The sequence below is a fragment of the candidate division KSB1 bacterium genome, from assembly GCA_034505495.1.
Classification (GTDB): domain Bacteria; phylum Zhuqueibacterota; class Zhuqueibacteria; order Residuimicrobiales; family Krinioviventaceae; genus Fontimicrobium_A.
In genome coordinates this window covers 18362-39361 of record JAPDQV010000019.1, presented here as the reverse complement: position 1 = coordinate 39361, position 21000 = coordinate 18362, and the positions used below count along the sequence as shown (strand labels likewise).

Annotated in this window: 17 protein-coding genes; 8 read left to right on the top strand and 9 right to left on the bottom strand. The window is 52.0% G+C overall.

The annotated features are described in order from the left end of the window. Positions 1-53: 53 nt before the first annotated feature. From ONB24_09135 to ONB24_09125, 3 genes are all read right to left on the bottom strand, one after another. Positions 54-1535, bottom strand: a complete 1482-nt coding sequence (locus ONB24_09135; protein ID MDZ7316271.1) for a cell wall metabolism sensor histidine kinase WalK — start codon at positions 1533-1535, stop codon at positions 54-56. Between the two features lie 2 nt (positions 1536-1537). Beyond that, positions 1538-2491: a diguanylate cyclase gene (locus ONB24_09130; GenBank protein MDZ7316270.1), complete on the bottom strand. Its 954-nt coding sequence runs from the start codon at positions 2489-2491 to the stop codon at positions 1538-1540. Between the two features lie 74 nt (positions 2492-2565). Then, positions 2566-4080, bottom strand: a complete 1515-nt coding sequence (locus tag ONB24_09125; protein MDZ7316269.1) for a S41 family peptidase — start codon at positions 4078-4080, stop codon at positions 2566-2568. A gap of 282 nt (positions 4081-4362) precedes the next feature. On the opposite strand from ONB24_09125, the gene ONB24_09120 reads away from it, so the two are divergent. The 3 genes from ONB24_09120 to ONB24_09110 all read left to right on the top strand — a co-directional run bounded on the left by ONB24_09120 (position 4363) and on the right by ONB24_09110 (position 8602). Further along, the gene (locus tag ONB24_09120) at positions 4363-5913 is read left to right on the top strand and encodes an AMP-binding protein (GenBank protein MDZ7316268.1); all 1551 of its coding nucleotides are present in this window, start codon (positions 4363-4365) and stop codon (positions 5911-5913) included. A 53-nt stretch (positions 5914-5966) separates the two neighbouring features. Beyond that, on the top strand, positions 5967-8042 hold the full coding sequence (gene fusA / locus ONB24_09115) for an elongation factor G (protein ID MDZ7316267.1): 2076 nt from the start codon (positions 5967-5969) through the stop codon (positions 8040-8042). Positions 8043-8113: 71 nt separating this feature from the next. Beyond that, on the top strand, positions 8114-8602 hold the full coding sequence (locus ONB24_09110; GenBank protein ID MDZ7316266.1) for an HIT domain-containing protein: 489 nt from the start codon (positions 8114-8116) through the stop codon (positions 8600-8602). Between the two features lies 1 nt (position 8603). On the opposite strand, the gene mazG is transcribed toward ONB24_09110, so the two are convergent. After that, positions 8604-9392: a nucleoside triphosphate pyrophosphohydrolase gene (gene mazG / locus ONB24_09105; protein ID MDZ7316265.1), complete on the bottom strand. Its 789-nt coding sequence runs from the start codon at positions 9390-9392 to the stop codon at positions 8604-8606. A gap of 145 nt (positions 9393-9537) precedes the next feature. Here mazG and dacB point away from each other — a divergent pair, with 145 nt between their 5' ends. From dacB to ONB24_09085, 4 genes are all read left to right on the top strand, one after another. After that, the gene (gene dacB, locus ONB24_09100) at positions 9538-11010 is read left to right on the top strand and encodes a D-alanyl-D-alanine carboxypeptidase/D-alanyl-D-alanine-endopeptidase (GenBank protein ID MDZ7316264.1); all 1473 of its coding nucleotides are present in this window, start codon (positions 9538-9540) and stop codon (positions 11008-11010) included. A 23-nt stretch (positions 11011-11033) separates the two neighbouring features. Beyond that, positions 11034-11303: a hypothetical protein gene (locus tag ONB24_09095; protein ID MDZ7316263.1), complete on the top strand. Its 270-nt coding sequence runs from the start codon at positions 11034-11036 to the stop codon at positions 11301-11303. Positions 11304-11506: 203 nt separating this feature from the next. Further along, positions 11507-12895: a HAMP domain-containing protein gene (locus ONB24_09090; protein ID MDZ7316262.1), complete on the top strand. Its 1389-nt coding sequence runs from the start codon at positions 11507-11509 to the stop codon at positions 12893-12895. Further along, positions 12879-15101: a tetratricopeptide repeat protein gene (locus ONB24_09085; protein ID MDZ7316261.1), complete on the top strand. Its 2223-nt coding sequence runs from the start codon at positions 12879-12881 to the stop codon at positions 15099-15101. Before ONB24_09090 ends, ONB24_09085 begins: the two co-directional genes overlap by 17 nt. Here ONB24_09085 and ONB24_09080 read toward each other — a convergent pair. Beyond that, positions 15098-15616: a flavin reductase gene (locus ONB24_09080; protein ID MDZ7316260.1), complete on the bottom strand. Its 519-nt coding sequence runs from the start codon at positions 15614-15616 to the stop codon at positions 15098-15100. The two genes, ONB24_09085 and ONB24_09080, sit on opposite strands and share 4 nt — an antisense overlap. A 136-nt stretch (positions 15617-15752) precedes the next feature. Here ONB24_09080 and ONB24_09075 point away from each other — a divergent pair, with 136 nt between their 5' ends. Further along, the gene (locus ONB24_09075; protein MDZ7316259.1) at positions 15753-16733 is read left to right on the top strand and encodes a dihydroorotate dehydrogenase-like protein; all 981 of its coding nucleotides are present in this window, start codon (positions 15753-15755) and stop codon (positions 16731-16733) included. A 42-nt stretch (positions 16734-16775) separates the two neighbouring features. On the opposite strand, the gene ONB24_09070 is transcribed toward ONB24_09075, so the two are convergent. The 4 genes from ONB24_09070 to recO all read right to left on the bottom strand — a co-directional run bounded on the left by ONB24_09070 (position 16776) and on the right by recO (position 21000). Beyond that, positions 16776-18272 carry a T9SS type A sorting domain-containing protein gene (locus ONB24_09070; protein ID MDZ7316258.1) on the bottom strand — a complete coding sequence of 499 codons (1497 nt, stop codon included), beginning with the start codon at positions 18270-18272 and terminating at the stop codon, positions 16776-16778. Positions 18273-18427: 155 nt separating this feature from the next. Then, positions 18428-19045: a methionine biosynthesis protein MetW gene (metW, locus tag ONB24_09065; GenBank protein MDZ7316257.1), complete on the bottom strand. Its 618-nt coding sequence runs from the start codon at positions 19043-19045 to the stop codon at positions 18428-18430. A 25-nt stretch (positions 19046-19070) separates the two neighbouring features. Next, on the bottom strand, positions 19071-20207 hold the full coding sequence (locus tag ONB24_09060; GenBank protein MDZ7316256.1) for a homoserine O-acetyltransferase: 1137 nt from the start codon (positions 20205-20207) through the stop codon (positions 19071-19073). A gap of 7 nt (positions 20208-20214) precedes the next feature. After that, a complete protein-coding gene (gene recO, locus ONB24_09055; GenBank protein ID MDZ7316255.1) occupies positions 20215-21000 on the bottom strand; it encodes a DNA repair protein RecO in 786 nt (261 codons plus the stop codon).

Below are 21000 nucleotides of genomic sequence, written 5' to 3'. Positions count from 1 at the left end.
CTTTAACCCGTCTACCTGCGAAGCGTTAATCAGCAGCGCTTGCGTTTTGTTCTTTATCGAATGATGTCATCCGCCACATCGAGCGGCAGGGTTTGCCGTTTTACATTTGCACGCGGCAGATGGACGCTAAACACTGAGCCCTTACCCACCTGACTTTCCACTTCCAAATGGCCGCCGTGCAGATCGACAATTTGTTTAACCAGCGCCAAACCCAAACCCGTTCCGACAACTTCGCGCACCTTTTCGTTCTCGGTTACGCGAAAAAATTTATCGAAAATGCGGGGCAGAGCATCGCGCGGGATGCCGTAACCCTGATCGTGAAATTCGACAATGACGCTGGAGTCGGTGCTGCGCAGCACAATATCGATGCGCGTGTTCGGCGGGCTGTATTTAACGGCGTTGGAGAACAGGTTGAGGAAAACCTGCTCCATCATGCCCGCGTCGGCCCGCACCTTGGGCAGGTTTGGAGCCTCGTGAATCTCGACTTTGATTTCCTTTTGCGCAGCCAGGAAAGAGTTGTTGCCGATGACCATCTGCACCGTGTCGTTGAGATCGATGTCGGACTTTTTCGGTTGAATGCGTCCGGATTCAATGCGCGAAATGTCGAGGAACTTGTTGATCAGCTCGCTCAAGCGCGTAGCTTCGGTCAAGATGATGCGGGCATACTCTTCGGCCTGCTCGCGTGAAAGATCTTCGTCCAACAGCAGCTCGCTGAAACCGGTGATGCTGGTCAGCGGCGAGCGCAGCTCGTGCGCCACCATGGAGACCAACTCGGTCTTCATCCGGTCGATCTCTTTCTGTTGGGTAATGTCGCGCAAAATGGTGACCACTCCAATGAGCACCCCGTCATCCTGAAGCACACGCGCGGCTCGGGCCTGCAGAACGCGTTCTTTCCATTCCCCTGCAGGCTTGATGGAGAACTCGACCGCCGGCAAAACCGCCTTTTCCTTAAAAGTTGCCTCCTCTATCAATTGCTGCAGCTTTTTTTCGTTGATCACATCGGAATAAGGGTGCCCTGTCGGTTCAGTCGATTTAAGGCCGTACCATTTTCGAAAGGTCTCATTGACGACCGTGATATTTAACTGCGGATCGGTGATAATAACGCCGTCGGCGATGTTGCGGATTATTGTCTCGAATTTCCGCCGCTCTTCGATGATTTTAGCCAAATTCATCCGATCGAGCCGTCGGAGCTCGAGGGTCATGTAATTAAAAAGCTTAGCCAGCCTGCCGATCTCATCGTCGTTAAAAACCTTGATTTCGTGGCTAAAATCACCGCGGGCGATTTTGGTGGCGCTTTTTTCGAATTCAGAAATCGGCCGGGTAATGATGCGCGAAAGATAAAAGGCAATCAATCCGGCGACAAAGGCGGCCATCGGCGGCAGAAACAGAACTTTCCAAAGGATTCGCCCGCCGACCGGGTGAAGAATTTCCAAAAAAAGCACGGCAAAAATCGGCATTTCGGCAGCCGCCAGCGTTGCCCAGAACAAGCGGCGGAAGATGCGGCTCCTAAGCTGCTCTCGAATCCATTCCGCCATAATCAACAACCTCCCTCAAAAACGACAATATTCTTACCCCTTGCTTTCGCCATATAAAGTCGTTTGTCGGCGCAGTCGACCAACGCTTCGAACGTATTCAACGCTGGAGAGTAGGAAGCCACACCGACGCTGATGGTAATCCTGCCGTTCGGCTGAGTCTCCCGATGCGGAAAGGGATGGTTCTCGACCAACCCGCGCAATTTTTCGGCGACAAAGCAGGCGTTTTCCGCCGTCGTACCGGGAAGAATAACGGCAAACTCTTCACCGCCGTAGCGCACCGCCACATCGATACGACGAATATTTTTCATCACCAAACTCGCCAATTGCTGCAATACTTTGTCGCCTGCCAAATGTCCGTGACGATCGTTGTAGAGTTTGAAATCGTCAATGTCGAACATGATCAGCGAGAGGGGCGTCTTGTGGCGTTCTGAACGGCGTATTTCCATGGTCAGCGCTTCTCTGAAAAAGCGATAATTGTACAATGAAGTCAAGCCGTCGGTGACGGCCAGTTCTTTTAATCTTTCCTTTGCCCGCTCGAGCTGAACGATCTTTTCCTGCAGCTGATCGTGCAGCATCTTTACCCGCAATAGCGAGCGGACCCGCGTTAAAAGCTCAATTTTGTTAAAAGGTTTGCCGACAAAATCATCTGCGCCCGCTTCAAGGCCCAAAATCTTGCTTTCGGATTCGTTCGTTCCGGTCACCATAATGATCGGCGTATATTTGGCCCGATCCACCGCCTTGATTTGTCTGCAAGTTTCGACGCTGCCTGCATTCGACATCGTCACGTCCAAGATGATCAGGTCAGGTTCGTTTTCATCCACCACCTTCAGCGCTTCCTCGCAATTACGGGCGGAAAATATTCGATAGTTTTCCGAATCTAAAAACGACCTCAGCAACTCAAGGTTCGGCGGAACATCGTCGACAATCAAAATTTTTGCCTGGCGTTCGGCGCTCATCAATTCCCAAAGGCCAATAGGTCAGGGTACTATAACAATGATCAGCAATTTTTCATCCTGCGTTTCAAACGGCGTCACTTTGCCAAAAGTCGAGCTGCTTCATCAAAAAAGTTTAAACTGTTAGTGACTTCTTCATCCCTTCTCGCCGAGGCGGCAATTCTTCCCTCTTCACCGAACAAACGATGCGCCACAGCGATAAACAACTCGTCCGCCGCCTCCTTTTTATTCTGCTCGAACTCTACCGTTCCAATCGACAGGCGTCGAGACACCGAATATTCGAAAAATTTTCGCAACAATTGCTCAGTTACGACGAACTGATTGAGAAAAGTCTGGATATCCGTATAGGACATCGAGCCGTTCTGCAGCACCCAGAAATCAGCAAAATCGTAAAACGGATCCACTGCAGAACTTTTTAGTCTTTTCATTAACGGAGAAACTACCCCCGTTTTTGTTATTTCGTGATCCGGTGCAATGCCGCCTCCGGCCGTAAGCGTACGACCTTTCGGCGTTCGAAAAACTTGATCAGAAACATTACTTCCTTCTTTTTGAATCAAACGACCCAAGGGAGTATAAAAGCGGGCCGTCGTCAACAATAGAAGCGAGCCGTCCTGAAAAGGATACTCGGTCTGCACCATTGCTTTGCCGTAGGTTCTACGACCGACGATAAGCCCGCGATCCCAGTCCTGAACGGCCCCGGCAACAATTTCGGCATCGCTGGCGCTTTTTTCGTTGACCAAAACAATCAGCGGCAGGGTCGGCAATCGGCGCGGCGGTGATGAGACGTATTGCTCTTCGGACTCGGGCGTACGACCTTTGGTGTATGCAATTAGTCTGCCAGGCGGAATCAGGCGTTCGGCAAGGCGAATGCCGGCAGACAAATCACCGCCGGGATTGTTGCGCAGATCAAGCAGCAGCCGCTTCATTCCGATCTGCATGAGTTGATCAAAGACGCGGTCGAACTCTTCAGCAACCGTTATTCCAAAATGATAAACGGGAATGTATCCGATCGAGTCGCTGAGCAGACAAGCGGAGGGAATACAGGGAAGATCGACCTGCCGCTTGGCCGGCCTGACGGTGACCGTGATATTCTCCGGCGGTCGTATCAGCTCAATCTCAACCTCTTCCCCTCTACGACTCGAAATGAACTGTTCCAACTGCTGAAGCGAATGATTGGCAATGGTGCGGCCGTCGATCTTGAGCACAGCGTCGCCGATGCGCACATCCGCTGCCGCGGCTGGACTTTTGGGCTGAATCGAGCTGACAATGTAGCCTCGAGTGGTCAGTCGAAAGCTCAGTCCGACGCCATAGTAGCCTTGGTAACGCTTTGCATATTCTTTTGCCTCTTCCGGCGACAAATACTGCGAATATTGATCCAGATGCGCCATCACGCCGTCGATGGCATAGTCAAGGAGCTCTTCAGGATTTCTGTCTTCCACATAAAAGCGCTGTATTCGGTCAAGAATAATGGTTAGAATCATCCATTTGCTGACGGCCTGCTGAACCCGCGGCCAGACCACAGCCGGCGCAGTTACAAGGATTACGACGGCCAAACTCAAAAATAAAAGGCGAATTTTCGACGGTTTTTTCACTCTCGGTCCATTATGTTTAAAAAATTTGTTTAGGCGACATGTCCATTCAAAAGAAATTAGAAAAAACGTTGCAAATATCCTGCAAAAGTTAATGATTTCCGCCATCAAAAGCTAATTGTTAAAAATAGCCGAATTGATAATATCGGGAAATTAGACATAGGGTTATTTATGCTGCATCACCATAATTTGAATTTAATCAGTAAGTAATCCGATAAAAACTTCTTGACATTTAAGATGATTCAAACTATTTTAATAGACTTTAAATCGGTTATCGGAGAATAGTTGTCTACGCTTCATTCACAAATTATACAGTCTGCCGAGCAAAGGTCGGAGGCGCCGGCGCTGAAATTTAGCGATGCGACGGTGAGTTACAGCCGTTTCGTCGAAGCGCTTAAAAGGCTTGCCGAAGCGCTGCAACATCTCGGCATTCAGAAAGGAGATCGGGCGGCTCTTTTGCTGCCCAATGTTCCACATTTTCCCATCAGCTATTACGCGATCCTCTCTCTCGGCGGGATCGCTGTCCCGCTCAATTTTATGAATGATCCTCGTGATTTAGCCCGCCAATTGGACGATTCCGGTGCCAAACTGCTTATCTCGTGGCAAGGATTCGAACCGCAGACGGCCGCAGCGGTCGCCGCCGCAAAACAATGTCGAACGATCATTTATTTGGGTGAAGAAATTCCCGCCGGTACTTATTCATTGACCCAACTGATTGCTGCTTCCAAACCTCTCGAAAAATTCGTTCAGGTATCACCCGACGATCCGGCAATTATCAATTACACCTCCGGCATTTCGGACGTTGCTTTAGGGGCGGAATTGACGCACGAAGCCGTCCTGGCGAATGCCGAGACCATCATCGAGATGTTTCATCTTACGCCGCAGGATCGCCTCCTTGCCGTTATTCCGCTCTTTCACCCGTTCGGCCAGACTTTTATCATGCAGGCCGGTTTAACGGCCGGCGCCTCTTTGGTCCTGTTGCCTCGATTTAAAGCAAATGAAGTCGTGGAGGCTGTCTCCAAGCACTCAATTTCCGTTTTCCCTGCTGTGCCGGGCATGCTGCGGGCAATCTGCAATCTCGAGAATATCGCTCCTTCTCCTTCTCTCAAATATGTGATCAGTTACGGCGGCTATTTGCCGCAGAATTTGATCGAAGAATTCGAAAGCCGGTTTCAAGTGCCGATCCTCAAGGCCTACGGCCTTACCGAGGCCGGACCGCTGGTTTCCTCTTCCCGGCTGGAGCGGGATCGCCGTGAAAATGCCGTCGGTCTGCCTTTGATGGGCGTGGAGGTGCAGATCCGCGATGAAGAGGGCAGGGTCAAAAAGCCCAACCAGAGCGGCGAAATCTTTGTCAAAAGTCCCTCATTGATGCGAAGCTATCACAATCAACCTGAAGAAAGCCGCAAACGACTGCAGGACGGCTGGCTGGCGACCGGCGACATCGGTTACTTAGATATGGACAACTATCTTTATATTTTAGAACGCAAGGACGAAATCATCAACAAGGGCGGCTTTGAAATTTTCCCGCGCGAAATCGAAACGATACTCTGCAATTTCCCCGGGATAGCAGAAGCGGCGGTTGTCGGAGTTCCTGACCCGCTGCACGGCTCTGAAGTCAAAGCTTGTCTCGTTCTGCATAAAGGCCACAAGTTGGACATTGAAGCTCTTAATCGATATTGTGAGGAACATCTACCGGTCTATAAGCGGCCCAAATATTACGAGTGCCTGGAAAAGTTGCCGAAAAGTCCTACCGGCAGAGTATTGAAGCGCCTTCTTCGGCAGCAAAATTCCAATTGTGCCGCAAAACGCGGCGGCGATGAGACGACAAATCAGTAAAAATTCTTACAAATTAGTTCTCCGGGCAGCGCCCGAAGCAAAAGGAGGAAAATGTGAAAGATTATGCAGCTTCTGAGATCCGAAATATAGGATTGGTCTCGCACCAATCGATCGGCAAAACGACGCTGAGTGAAGCGATGCTGTTTTCTGCCGGCGTAACGACCCGTTTCGGCTCGGTCGACGACGGCACCACTACTTCGGACTATCGTTCCGACGAAATCGAACGCAAGATCAGCATCAGCGCCTCGCTTTTGCAATTCGAGTGGAAAAAGAACAAGATCAATCTCATCGATATGCCGGGCTATGCTGATTTTATCGGCGAGGTGCGCTGCGGTCTGCGGGTTGCCGACCTCGCCGTTGTATTGGTAAATGCGGTGAACGGCGTCGAAGTGGGCACTGACGCGGCGGTCGAAATTCTTCAGGAGTACGGCGTACCGCGACTCTTTTTTGTCAATCTGCTCGATCGGGAACATTCAAAATTTGATGAAGCTTTGGCCTCATTGAAGGAAGCCTACGGCAACAACGTCGTTGCGGTTCATTATCCCGTCAATCAGGGCGACGGATTTAACGCTGTTGTTGATGTGCTGCGCAAGAAAAAGCTTACTTTTGCCGCGGACAAGAGCGGCAAGTATAAAGAAGAAGAGGTTCCGGCCGAGCTGGCAAGCCGGATCGAAGAGCTGCATACGGCATTGATCGAAAAAATTGCCGAGAGCGACGACGCGGTGCTCGAAAAGTATTTCGAGGCGGGAGAATTGAGCGAGCAGGATATCACCGTCGGACTGCGGGCGGGCATCGTGAAGCAGACTTTATTCCCGGTGCTCTGTGGGTCGGCGGTCCGCAACATGGGAGTACAGCCGCTGCTCGATTTTATCTGCGAATATGGCCCCTCGCCGGTAGACCGCTCGCCCTACAAAGCCAAAGATGAAGCAGACAACGATGTCGATATCATCTGCGATGAAAACGAGGAAATGAGCGCTTTTGTTTTCAAGACCATGTCCGAAGCGCACATCGGCGAGCTTTCGCTCATCCGCGTTTATTCCGGGGTGATCAAGCCGGGCGACGAAGTCGCCAATACGACGCGCAAATCCGCTGAAAAGATCGGGCAGATTTATTCGCTGTTGGGCAAAAACCGTAAAGAGATCGCCGCCGTCAAAGCCGGAGACATCGGCGCCCTGGTCAAGCTGAAAGACACCCATACCGGCGACACCCTGGCTTCGAAAAAGCGGCCGGTAAAATTTCCGCAGATCACCTTTGCCGAGCCGGTGGTGCAGGTGGCCGTGGTTCCAAAGAGCAAAGGCGATGAAGACAAGATTTCCAACGGCCTGCACATTTTGAACGAGATCGATCCGAGCTTTACGGTTGTCGTCGATCCGGAGCTGCATCAGACCGTCGTTTCCGGCCAGGGAGAACTGCATCTGACGGTGCTCATCCAACGGCTGAAGGAGCGGTTCGGCGTCGACGTCGAACAGAAAAAGCCGAAAATTCCTTATCGCGAAACCATTACTGCCAAGGCCGATGAAAAGTATCGGCATAAAAAGCAGTCCGGCGGCGCCGGTCAATTTGCCGAGGTGTGGATGCGGATCGAGCCGCTGCCGCGCGGCGGCGGTTTTGAATTTGCCAGCGAAGTTGTCGGCGGTGCCATTTCTTCGACTTTTATCCCGTCGATCGAAAAAGGCGTCAAGCAGGTTCTGGAGGAAGGCGTGATGGCGGGCTATAAAATCGTCGATGTAAAGGCGGTTGTGTATGACGGCAAAGAGCACCCGGTCGATTCTAAGGACATTGCCTTCCAGATTGCCGGCCGCGAAGTGTTCAAGATGGCGGTGCAGAACGCCAAGCCGATCCTGCTGGAGCCGATCTACGAAGTCACGGTCAAATGTCCCGAAGAGAACATGGGCGACATTATGGGCGATCTCTCCAGCCGGCGCGGCAAGATTCTCAGCACCGATTCGCAGGGAAAATTTCAACTGGTGAAAGCGCACGTGCCTCTAGCCGAACTGCATAACTATGCCACGACGCTTCGCTCCTTGACCAGCGGTCGGGCAGCCTATACTCGGAAATTTTCACATTACAGCCCCGTTCCCAAGGAATTGGAGGCAAAGATCATCGCCGAATCGAAAGCGGAAGCCTAAGAAAATCGAGGGGTGCAGTTTTCTCTGCACCCCTTTTTATCATCCTTTAATAAAACCGGAGCAACGGCATAATGGAATATCTTTGGGCACCTTGGCGGATGGAATACATTCTCGCGCCGAAACCCGAAGGCTGTATTTTTTGTACAAAACCGAAGGAAAATGACGACCGCCGCAATCTAATTCTCCATCGCAGCGCCTCCTGCTTTGTCATCATGAACTATTATCCCTACAACAATGGTCATTTGATGGTGGTGCCTTATCGTCATCTGTCGCGACTGGAGGATCTGTCAGACGAAGAGCGGCAGGAAATGATGTCTCTGCTGACGAAATGCTGCAGCGTGCTCACCCGCGGCATGAAACCGCACGGCATGAACATCGGCATGAATTTGGGCAAGACGGCCGGCGCCGGCATTGACGATCATCTTCACTTTCACATTGTGCCGCGGTGGGATGGCGACACCAACTATATGCCGATCACGGCACACACCAAAGTTCTTCCCCAGGGACTCTATGAAACGTGGGATGCCTTAAAACCCCTTTTCGAAGCATCGGATATATAAATCAGTTAGATTTTCGCTGCTCCGCCTTTTTAACGTTTTCCCACTCCCGATCCATTTCATCCAAAGTTGCATCGGCCAAGCTCCGGCCTTGGCTCTGCAGCTGCGCTTCGACTTGTCGAAACCGGCGTTCGAATTTTTCGATGGTCCTGCGCAGCGCCTCTTCCGGTTCGACCTTGATGAAGCGGCCCAAATTTACCAGCGTAAACAATAGGTCGCCGAACTCTTCTTCGATATGCGACTCGTTTTGTGCCGCCACGGCCTCCTTGAGTTCGCGAATTTCTTCCTCCAGCTTCTCCCATACCGGCTCGGTTTGAGGCCAGTCGAATCCTACAGCAGCAGCTTTGCTCTGCAGCCGATGCGCGCGCAGCAACGCCGGAAGATGTTTAGGGACGCCGTCGATGACCGATTTCTTGCCTTCCCTTTTTAACTTGCTTTTCTCCCAGGCCACCACTTGTTCCTGAGCGGTACGAATCACGGCCTCGCCGAAAACATGCGGATGCCGACGAATCAGCTTGTCGTTGATCGATTCAACCACCTGCTCGATGCTGAAATCGCCCGCCTCGGCCGCAAGCTGAGCGTGAAAAACCACTTGCAAAAGCAGGTCACCTAACTCAGTCTTCAGCTGCTCAGGATTTTCATTGTCGATGGCCTCGAGCACCTCATAGGTCTCTTCGAGCAGATGCCGACGCAGCGATTTGTGGGACTGCTCACGATCCCACGGGCATCCTTCATCGCTCCTCAACTTGGCCATGATCTCAACCAGTTTTTCAAACTCTTTACCGACAGACATTCAACCTCCTGATAAAGATTGGTAAAAATTAGCAATCGCCAGGCTCAAATCAAAGCGTTTCATAGAGTAAACGAATCAAATTTCTTTCCTTGTTTTAGTTTTATAGATTGTGTATTTTGCGCCGTGAAAAAACGGAATTGCGAAAATGGCTGTAAAGAAACTCCTCCTGCTGCTCATGGCGGCTTTCTGTTTAGCGCAGGCCGCCGACCTCGACCGAAACATTTCCGCCAAAGATGCGAAATCGCCGCAAAACCTTGCTGTGCGTTTGGACTCTTTATTCAACCTGCCGGCATTACGTCATTCGTTTGTGGGCGCGGCGGTTTTCTCTCCGTCTAAAAACGAACTTATCTATCGCTATAACGAGCTTAAAGCCTTTCTTCCGGCTTCGACCATGAAGCTGTTCACAACAGCGGCAGCGCTGCAGATATTAGGGCATGATTTTCGGTTTCAGACGCGAATCTTTATGCGCGGCAGAACCGGAGCAGGCGTGTTTACCGGCGATATTATTCTAAAAGGCGACGGCGATCCGACGTTGACTTGGTACGAAGGGATGTCGGATTCCGCTTCCTTTAACCGTTTTGCGGCAATGTTGAAACGCCGCGGTGTTAAAGAGATCCGCGGGCGCCTGATCGGAGACGACAGCGTTTTTGATGATCAAATTCTTGGCTGGGGCTGGGGATGGGAGAACGAGCTGCAGGCTTATTCGGCGCCAATAGGCGGCCTCACCATCAACCGAAACTGCGTGGGAGTGATTGTTACGCCGGGCAATCGAGCCGGAGAACTCTGTACGGTTCGTCTTTCTCCAGGGATTCGCAACGGCAGTATTGAGAATCGTTGTACAACAGTTGAAGACGATAAGGCGGCCGGTCTTCGCGTCGAACGCCAACGCGGCAGCGACCGCATCCTGGTGAGCGGCTCCTTGCGGGCTTCGTATCCTGCCGAGCAGCGCACTCTGCCGGTGGGTAATCCGACGCTTTACGCTCTGCAAGTTTTGCGACGAGCGTTGGAAAGCAACGGCATTCAAGTCAACTCTGAGCTGGTCGATCTGGACGATCTGCCTGGATATGCGTATCCCCTCTATGCACCGGTTTTCGTGCACGTTTCGGAACCGCTGAGGGACATTGTAAGAGATATTAACAAGAACAGCAACAATCTTGCTGCTGAGGCACTTTTCAAAGCCGTCGGTTTTGCGGTTTTCGGCATCGGTAGCGCTGAATCAGGCGCTTCGGCGATCGAAAAATGGGCAAAACAAAACAACATTCCTATGGAAGGAAACTCGATCGTCGACGGTTCCGGCTTGTCGCGCAAAAGCGCCGTAACACCGATTTCTTTCATTAAACTGCTGCATGTCATGCAGAGCGATTCCGCCTTTTATGCTTCACTGCCGATCGCCGGCCGAGACGGCACATTGGCGCACCGCATGCGCGACACCCTCTGTCGAGGCCGCATACGCGCCAAAACCGGGACGCTGGAAGGGGTAATGGCTTTGAGCGGTTATGCAGAGGCCGTCAGCGGTGACACTTTAATCTTTTGCATCACAGTCAATCAGGCACCGGCGGCAAGAGGCAGCGTTTATGACATTATGAATCGTTTCTGTTTGAATATTATCAAGCAATGAGTCCATTTATGCGGGGTATGGCCATGTCGTTTTTAAAATTACAGCAGCCGCGACAGTTCGAGTACATCCCGCGCTACTACAAACCAGAAAACGATCCGGATAGACCGCGCATTCAGTTCCGTAGAATCCGATACAGCAAGCCCCCGACAAAAACTAGTCCGTTGCGGCTTCTCTTGGCGGCGCTCATTCTCTTGTATACGATCATCTATCTCAGCAGACATGCAGGCAACCCGACGCCGGAGCTGAAAAAAGAAGCGACGTTTCAAGTGGAAGAAATCATCGTAGTGGAATAAGAAGCGCGCGGCAGATTCTAACGTCTGTTAAAATCAGGAGAGGCTGCGACTAAAAGTTTAATCGGCTCCTTGGGCAAAAATTCGGCGGATTTGCAGTCATGTCCCACGCGGATAAACACGGCAGTCAAAATCGCTCTTTTCCTGGCAACCCCGAATTGCAAGGCAATTCATTTCCTGCCCGCAAATGTCTGGACTCTCTCTCCTTGCGCTCCAAATTCATCATTCTGATCGGTTTTTTGGTCATCTGCATGGAGACGGCTCTTTTCCTCATTTTTGCCCGAAACGGCCGTCGGGAACTCACCGAAGGTCTCTCGCGCACCTGCCAAGTCGCTTTGCAGCAAACCGGTCGACGCATTCGCGACGAACTGCCGGTTTACTACAAAAACATCGGTAATCCGAACGCCCGCAGCGCCCCTCTGGGAGCCATACGCGAGGCTGTTCTGGAAGTCTGCAGCCAAAAAATTACCGGCCTGCTTTATGCAAGGGTCATTGATCGCTACGGCGTCGTCATTGCACACAACATCCCAAGTAATTTGAACGCCCGTCTAGGCGAAAATGAACAGCGTTATTTTTCTTCGCTGCAAACGCAATCCCTGCGTCGGGAAGGCGATATTTTGGAGTATATCTATCCGCTCTATGCCAAAAAGACCAGCGGCGATTCTTTATATCTGGGCGTGCTGTCTATGGGGTTTTCTGCCGCTGCCATTACTGCGCCGATAGACAGAATGGTGCTGATTATGGCTTACGCCACCGGAGCCCTTGCTTTGGTCTCGATTGGTTTTGTTTTTTTTATCGTCCACAGAATGACGCGCCAAATTTCCGAGCTGGAGACCGGCGTCCTGCGTATCCGCGAGGGAAATTTGGAAGCGGAGATACCGGTGCTTTCGCAGGATGAACTGGGGAAATTGGCGGTCGAGTTCAATCTGATGCTCAAACACCTGCGCGAAAACCTGGTTCTGCAAAAGTTTGTCTCGCCTGCCACTTTGAAAATGATCCGCGAAAGAACAGCAAAAGGCAAAACACTCGAAGCGGAAATGAAGCAGGTAACTCTGCTCTTTTCGGATATTCGCAATTTTTCCAATCTTACCGAGCGACTCACGCCGGGTGAGATCGTCAAGTTGATCAACATCTATCTCGATCTTCAGGCGCAGCTGATCGTAAAGCACGGCGGCGCCGTCGACAAGTATATGGGCGACGAGGTCATGGCGCTCTTTGAAGGCGAACGTCAGGTCGATCGCGCCGTCCTTTGTGCGGTGGAGATTCAGAGAAAACTGCGCGAGCTGAACCATGAACGCGCCGCTCAAGGACTGATCACCCTTCAGGTAGGCATCGGCCTCAATACCGGCTCGGCGGTTATGGGCCACATGGGTTCTCAGGACCGCATGGACTATACGGTGATCGGCGACGTCGTTAATCTTGCATCAAGGCTCTGCGCCATCGCCAGGCCGGGGCAAATCATTGCTCCGCACAGCATCATGAATGCCTTGGAAGAAGAATTTCCTGTCTTCGAGCTCAAGCCGGTTTGGGTCAAAGGCCGCAGCCGACCGGTCGCGACTTTCGAGATCCTGTACGACCATGTTTATATCTCCTAACCACAAGCCGGTTCTCCTATTCATTTTTTCCTTTAATATTGCTCTCTCGATCAATCTGCGGGCCGAAACCTCTCCTTCCGCCGTCGGCGTTGCCACCGGCGGCAGCGCCTCACTGTTCCTAACCGACGCCGCTTCGTTGTTCTGGAATCCTGCCGCATCGGCCGTCAACCGATATTCGCAAATTGCGGCTTCCTTTTGCGAGCCTTATACGCTGAATTATTGGGCCGCAACAGCCTTTTTACCTCCGAGCGGTACGTTCGGTGTATGGTATTTCTCTGCTGAATCAATTCCTAACCCAAAGAAGCAACTCGGCGTCTCCTTGGCGCGATCACTCTCCTATGGGCTTTTTTTAGGCGGCAGCCTGGCTGCCGTACGACAATCCAAAGATGAAAGCATCGAAGGCCGTATTGGAATCCTTTATTCACTCCAACCGGCTACTCGACCAACTCCTTATTCGATCTTTTACCGCTTTTTTCTACACAGAATCTTGTTCGGTGCTTCATACTTTTCCAGAAAGAATGCCGAGGAACTCGGCGCGGGCGTTGCCTACCGCACACCGTACGAAAAAATCACACTTTTTTACAGCCGCCGTTGGCAAAACGACCGAAATAGCAATCACATCGGTTTTTCGTGGGAAATGCGGCGATTTTTGACCGCCTATGCAGGACTCGAAACAGGCCAAGGCAATATCAATTACGGGCTGTCTTGGCGCAAGGATCCGCTTGTGATCGAGGTTGCATTCGATTCACGGGCTCAACGACTGATGGTAAGCGGTTCCTTGCGGATTGGTGACGAGCCGACTACAGCCGCCGAAAGACATTACCATCGTGCCAAAGAAGCTCTGCGCCTGCGACATCGAACAGAGGCGCTGCAGCAAGCCCGCAAAGCGTTGTACTATGACAAAGATCACCTCTACGCGCGGGCACTGTATGAGGGGGTTGAGCTTCTCGTTAAGGAAGACGAGCGATTGATCGACTCGCTCAGTTCTCTGGCGCTGCAGCGCTTGGCTGAAAAGAGGACTTTGGAGGCAGCTTTCCTCCTTACGGAAGCGGCAAAAATCAACCCTTTGCATCCCAAACTCCGCAAGCACCTGGCTGCTCTTTCTGCCGCGGCCAAACCGGAAATCGAAACATGGGTCCGAAGAGCCGTCGAGCTCTACGACTCATCCGATTCGGAAGCGCGACGCATTTTTGAAGCAGTGCAGCTACTCGACCCAAAACAACAATTGGTGAAGGATTACCTGCAGCGGTTTCGGGAAAAAGATGCCGAGGAAGCCGAACGCCATTACTTAGCAGGTCTTGAATATCTGAGCCGAAAAGAACTCTATGCGGCGGAGGAAGAGTTTTTGACGACCGTCAAAATCCAGCCGACGCATTCTGAGGCGTTCGAGCAGTTGTCCAATGTGCGTCTACAGAAAAAGCTGAATCGCCGTACTGTGTCCGCCCTTCTGGATGAAGCAGCAGAAAAAGAAAGCCGAGGTGATTGGAAAGGCGCCCTTTCAGCCTATCAGCAGGTATCGGCGTTGGAAAAAGACCATCCGATTGCTGCAGAAAAGGCGGATGAAATTCAGCGCATGGTTGAGGAACAGATCGAAGATCACCTGCAACGCGGAGAGTCTGCGCTGCAAAAGGGAGATTCCCTCGAGGCCAGGACGGCCTTCGAAACGGTTTTGACATACGATCCAAACCATGTCAAGGCCAGAAATTTCCTGGCCCGACTCAATGCCCCGACGAGCGACCGGGGCCAGTCTCTTTTACGACAGGCGCAGGCAGCCTTTGCGGCAAAAAAATTCGAGATCGCCGTCATTCTGGCAGATTCCCTGCAAAGAACCGGCCTCCGGCCAAAAGAGACGGCAATTTTATTGGAACGCATTCGGCGCCAGGTAGACGCTGAAACGCTGCTAAGCAATGCGAGGCGTAAATTGCAGCAACACGATTTACTTGCCGCTCTGCAAAGCGCTCAAGCTGCGAGGATTCTCAATCCCGATGCCGCCGCAGAGGAAGTAATAAAGTCATGCCGAAACGCTCTGCGCCGCGACGTGGATGAATTTTTTAATCGGGGCATGACCTACTACACGGCCGGAGATTATCTGGAAGCGATCAAATGGTGGAATGAGGTGCTGCGCCTCAATCCAGATCACAAGGGCGCACGTGAATATCGCGCCCGTGCGACGGAGCGCCTCGAAGCTCTGGAAAGCATCCGTTAATCAACTCTGCGCCGCAGGCCGAGGATTTCTCCGACATAAAGGCGGTGATAGTCTTGGCGCGGGTAAAAAGCTTCGATCTCTTTATCGAGAAAACCTTTCGGCTCAATATCCTGGCGGAAAATCGTACGGCATTCTGCCGTCCATTCGGCTTCTGCAAAAGAGGGAGCGGCGATGCGTCCGCTCGGAATGACGGTAAGAGAGGCGGCGGCAAACTTGTCGCCGTCTCTGCCTGAGCGGGTTCCCATAATGTGCAGCGCCGATGCGTAGTCTTTGGAAAAAGCAGAGATGGAAAAAGTAGGGTATTGCTCCATAAATTGAAATGTGAATCGCGTCGGCCGGACAAACACAAAGGCTGCCGGTTTTCCCCAAAGAATACCGAATGCTCCCCAGCCGATGGTCATGGCGTTGTAATGCCTTTGCGCATAATCGCCGCTCGCCAACAGCAGCCCTTGGCCTTGCCAAATTTCGAACGCGTTGAAATCAAGATTTCGCAAATCTATCCAGTCCCATTGCATGTTCGATTCCTCCTTTTGCGCCAATTTAAATTTTCTTAGCCGGAGTTACAAGCAGGAAAAGGATTTTGCCGCTTGCTTTTGTGGTGCAAATTAAAGAAATTGACGATACGCATACACCGCATCGAAGGAGATGAACATGATCGATCTGTCCACGTCTTACCTCGGACTTCAATTGCGCAATCCGTTGATCGTTGCGTCGAGCGGACTGACCAAATCGGCAGCCAAGATTGCCGATTGCGAGAAATTCGGCGCCGGAGCCGTAGTCGTAAAAAGCATTTTTGAAGAAGTGTTGGCGCAAAAGGATTTTCAGATCGATGCCTCGGCTGCGCTGCATACAGAAGCGTACGATTATCTTCGGGCGCAATTGGAGCTGCAGTATGGCCCGCAGGAATATTGCGAAATGCTCAGCGAAGCTAAACGCTTGGTTTCCATTCCGGTCATTGCGAGCGTCAACTGCGTGACGGCCAAATGGTGGATCTCGTATGCACGGCAGCTTCAGGAAGCAGGCGCCGACGCTTTGGAGCTCAACATCTTTAAAACGGCGATCGACAAAAAGGAAGACGCGGCAACGATCGAAAAAATGTACCTGGACATCCTGCGGGAAGTGACTAAACAGGTTTCCATTCCGGTCGCGGTCAAGATTGGGCCTTATTTCAGTTCATTGCCGCACTTTGTCTCACGGTTGGCCGACAGCGGCGCCCGCGGGGTTGTCATCTTTAACCGCTTCACCGAGCCGGACATCGACATCGATCGGCTGACCCTCACCACGACCTTTTCCTTCAGCAGTTCTTATGACCTGTTCAAAACTTTGCGATGGACGGCGGTGCTTTATGGACAAGTCGGTTGCGACATCTCCGCCGTCACAGGTGTAAAGAGCGGTGCCGACGTGATCAAGTTGATATTGGCGGGCGCTCAAACCGTTCAGATCGCTTCTCTATTTTATCAGCAAGGCTTGGATCGATTGCGCGATCTTTTGGACGAAGTTTCGGTATGGATGAAGGCGCACGGCTTTGCCAAATTGAACGACTTTCGCGGCAAGCTTGCCTTCTGCAATACGGACTCTGCTGAAATGTGGCTGAGGGCGCAGTTTATGGAAAAGATTCGCGGTATCGAATAAAAAAGGCGGCTTTTGTGAGCCGCCTTTCAACTCTTCTCTTTCCTACTTTAGCAGAACCATCCGTCTGGTGATCTTTTGTCCTTCTACTTCCAAAGCATAGAGATAAATCCCGGTGCTCAGTCCCTCGCCGCTAAAGCTTACGGTATGACTTCCGGCTTCCACGGTTCCATCGAGCAGAATGGATACGGTCCGGCCGGAAAGATCATAAACCGCCAGCCTTGCGTTAGAGGTTTTCGGTAGAGTGAACTTGATATCCGTGTATGGATTGAACGGATTGGGGTAATTTTGTTCGAGGATGCACTCTATCGGAGTTTGCTCTTTTTGTTCAACGACTTGAGCGGATGTCTCGCTCAAAAGCACAAGGCTTACATCGTCGATCGTAACTTCGAAAGCGGCTACGGCTTTGCTGCATCCGGTTTTGAATCCCAAATAAGCTGTCACTTCTTGTCCCGGTGCTCCGAAAGCGGTAAAGCGTCCGAAACCGCCGCAGCCGTCGCGCCGAAACGTACCGTTTGCTCCGTTGCCGCTGCAGCCGGCAGCCGAATTGAAAAACGCGACAGGTGTGACCGACGGTTTCCATTCCTGGCCTTCGACGGGGGCCTCGGGAGCAACATAAACGATACAATAAAATCCGGCCGTCAAATCACCGGAGATATGCCGAAAACCGGCGTTAAATCCGTATTCGGCGCCGCCGATCAGCTTAACCGGCTGCCAGATCACTCCCTCGCAATTTCCGGTATTTGCCGCTCCTTTAATCGATAAAAATTTTCCTTTGCCCAGCGCCGGACCATTATTGCCGCTTTGAGAAAGCACGACATCAAGTTTATCCGCAGCTGCACCGCCGGTAACAGACCAGTCGGCGGCATCCTCGAAATCGCCGTTAAGGACTTTATTTTCTCTAAACGTAATGTCGTCAACAAGGATTTCGAAATAGGTACCACCCCAGCCGGCTCCAGTCTTCAGCCCGAGGTAAACCTCTACTTGCTCTCCGGGAGCGGCAGGGGCCCGGTAGAGCGCATTGTGATTGGGATCACAGGCTTCATCCATAAACATGCCGTCAATATCCAGTCCGGAGCAACCGGACCAAGAATTGAAACCGTACATGCGGTCGGAGTGGCTGCTGCCGATCGGCGTCCAATCTTGTCCATCGACGGGCTCTTCTTGGCTGACGTAGATCTGGAACCAGGAACCGGCATCGACGTTTCCGTCAAGATATTTCCAGGCGGCATCGAGGATATAGGTCTTCCCTCCCTGCAAAGTAACGGGCTGCCAAATCAGGCCGTTGATCCAAGAACTGCCGGAAACGATCTCGCCGTAAAAGTGCAGGCAGGCGTTGCCGCTGCCGAGCGTCGGCTTGTCGGCCGTATACGGGAAGGTGTACTCGACAATATCATTGGGCGTTCCGCCGTTATAGACCGTCCAGCCGCTGTCATCCTCAAAGCTGCTGTTGACCACGACGTTTTGCGCTGTACCCCAAATCGGCGTCAACACCAGAATCAAAAAGATTCCGGCAAGCAGAGTTTGACGCGCTTTCTGCATGTTCATCTCCAAGGGTTTATGGCCTTTGCTCGATGCCCTGACGATTTTGTTTAAAAGATACGGCAGCGCACAGCTTGCGCATAATAGATATTTTTTTCTTCATTCACCAAACATTTTTATTGGAGCAAAGGAAGCAAAAGCCGGAAAATCCTTGGTCAGCCGCGTTCAATAACGAAAACGGCCAGTTCAGCGAACAGATTGGGGCGGAGGTTGGGCAGGAGTTGTCCTCGTTTGCGGTTGGCGATGTTGATCTGCTTGGCGAGGCGAATATTCAACTGTCGGCAGAGTCGTTCAAAGTCTTTGAGGGTGGAGAGGTGAATGTTCGGCGTATCGTACCATTCATAAGGAAGAGCGGGCGATTTGGGCATGGCGCCGCGCAAAAGCAGATATCCTCGCACTTTCCAATAGCCAAAATTGATCAGACCGACGATGCCGCGTCTGCCCACACGCAGGAGATCTGCCAAGATGTAATCGGGCCGACGAATCTGCTGCAGCGTTTGGCTGAGCACGACATAGTCGAAAGAGTTGTCCGGAAAATCGCCCAGACCGGCATTCAAATCCGAATGCAGCGTCGGAATACCTTTGGCGATACACTCGCTGACCAGATCAGCGTTGATTTCCACGCCGTGGGCGTCGATCTGCTTTTCCTTCATTAATTTGAGCAACAGCTCGCCGTCACCGCAGCCCAAGTCGAGAACAGAGCTGTGAGGTTCTATCAGCTCGAAAATCGTCTCCAAGTCGACGCGCGAATAAAAAGTTCGATGATGAGGCATGCTTGACTCCGCTGGTGTCGAAATATCAGTCGTAAACATGTGCTAAAAAGTCGGCGACGACCTTTTCCTGTTGCGGATTTTCGATCAGAAACGAATCATGGCCGAAAGGCGATTGGAACTCGATAAAGCTGACCGGCTTGCGGTGCGCCTGCAAAGCGCGCACAATTTCCAGGTTTTGCACGGTCGGAAAGAGCCAGTCCGAAGTAAACGAAAAAACGAGCACCTTGGCCTTGACTTTGGCAAAAGCATCCTCTAGCGTGCCATAATCCTGCTTCAGGTCAAAATAGTCGATGGCCTTGGTGATATAAAGGTAAGAGTTGGCATCGAAACGCTGTACAAAGGATTCTCCCTGATAGTGGAGATAGCTTTCCACTTCGAAATCGGTGCTGAAATCGTAACCGTACCGTTCCTTTTCGCGCAGCCTTCTGCCGAATTTTTGGTGCATTGACTCTTCGCTGAGATAGGTAATATGCGCAAGCATTCTGGCAACGGCCAAGCCTTTACGCGGGACAACGCCGTACTCCAGATAATCGCCGCCGCGCCAGTCGGGATCGGCGTAAATAGCCTGTCTTCCGACCTCGTGGAAAGCGATGCCTTGCGCCGTCAAACGTGTGGTGGTGGCGTGTGGAATCGCTGAAGCGACGCGATCGGGGTACTCCACTATCCATTCGAGCACCTGCATGCCGCCCATGGAACCGCCTAGGACGCACATCAGCTTTTCGATACCGAGATGATCTATAAGCTTCGTCTGCGCGCGCACCATGTCGCCGATAGTCACCACCGGGAAACTGAGGTTATAATGGCCCTTTCCATCCGGTTTTAGGGATGATGGTCCTGTCGATCCTTGGCAGCCGGCAATCACGTTCGAACAGATGACGAAATATTTATCCGTGTCGATGGCGCGGCCGGAGCCGACCATGAATTCCCACCATCCCGGCTTGCGGTCCTTTTCCGAGTAATAGCCGGCGACATGTGAATCTCCCGACAGAGCATGGCAGATGAGAATCGCGTTGTCGCGCCGATCGTTCAACCTGCCGTAAGTCTCGTAAGCCAGCGTAATCGGGCCAAGCCGTTCGCCGCTCTCCAGCGGCATCTCGTTGGGCGGTTCAGCAAAGGTGAAATATTTCTTTTCGACGATTCCGACGGATGCGTTGGGGTTCATAAGCAGATCAGCTTTCCGTTTCCTCTCTCGATAAATGATTTTGCAGGCTGTGGAGCACCTTCAGAGACCTGCAGCTTTTCATCTCCTCCAAATGTACGGCCAAATAATCGAACAAAAACGCGTCCAACTCTTCACCTAGAGCGGCAGAGACCGGCCGTCGCGTTGCTGTCGAAAGCGACGAGACGGCAAGGCTGCGGAGCGTCTGCAGCGCTGCGGCGGAGAGTCTTTTGCCGAAGCCCTCAGCCGCGCATGCCCCGCACAAATAAGAGCCGTCCCGTAGGAGAAACGAAACGTCCGAGTCAGCCGCCTCTGCGCCGCAGTCGCGGCAACGATACAATTGCGGAGCGAATCCCGCCAGCGAAGCAAAATGCAAAATAAAGGCTCTTACGATGTTGCGCAGGCCTCTTTCAGCAGTATCGAGCGCTGAAAGCGCTTCGAGCAATAGGTCGAACAATTGGACGTGCGGTCGCGATTCAACCTCCGTCCGCTCGACGATCTCACAGGGAATGGCCGCCAAAACCGTACGACCCAATTGGCTGCGCAGATTCATAAAAGGATTCAGAATGGTCGCCTGGCTGAGATACTGAAGACTGCGCTCTTCTTTTTGGTAGAAAACAATCGACAGGTGATTAAAGCTCTCGAGTGCGCCAAGATATTTGGACTGTAGACCGCGGGATCCTTTGGCCATCAGTGACAGCTTGCCGAACTCGCGCGTATAGAGCGTGATGATTTTGCTCGTCTCGCCCTGCGGTCGGCTGTGTAGAACCACGGCTTCAGCCTTTTGAATCGACAA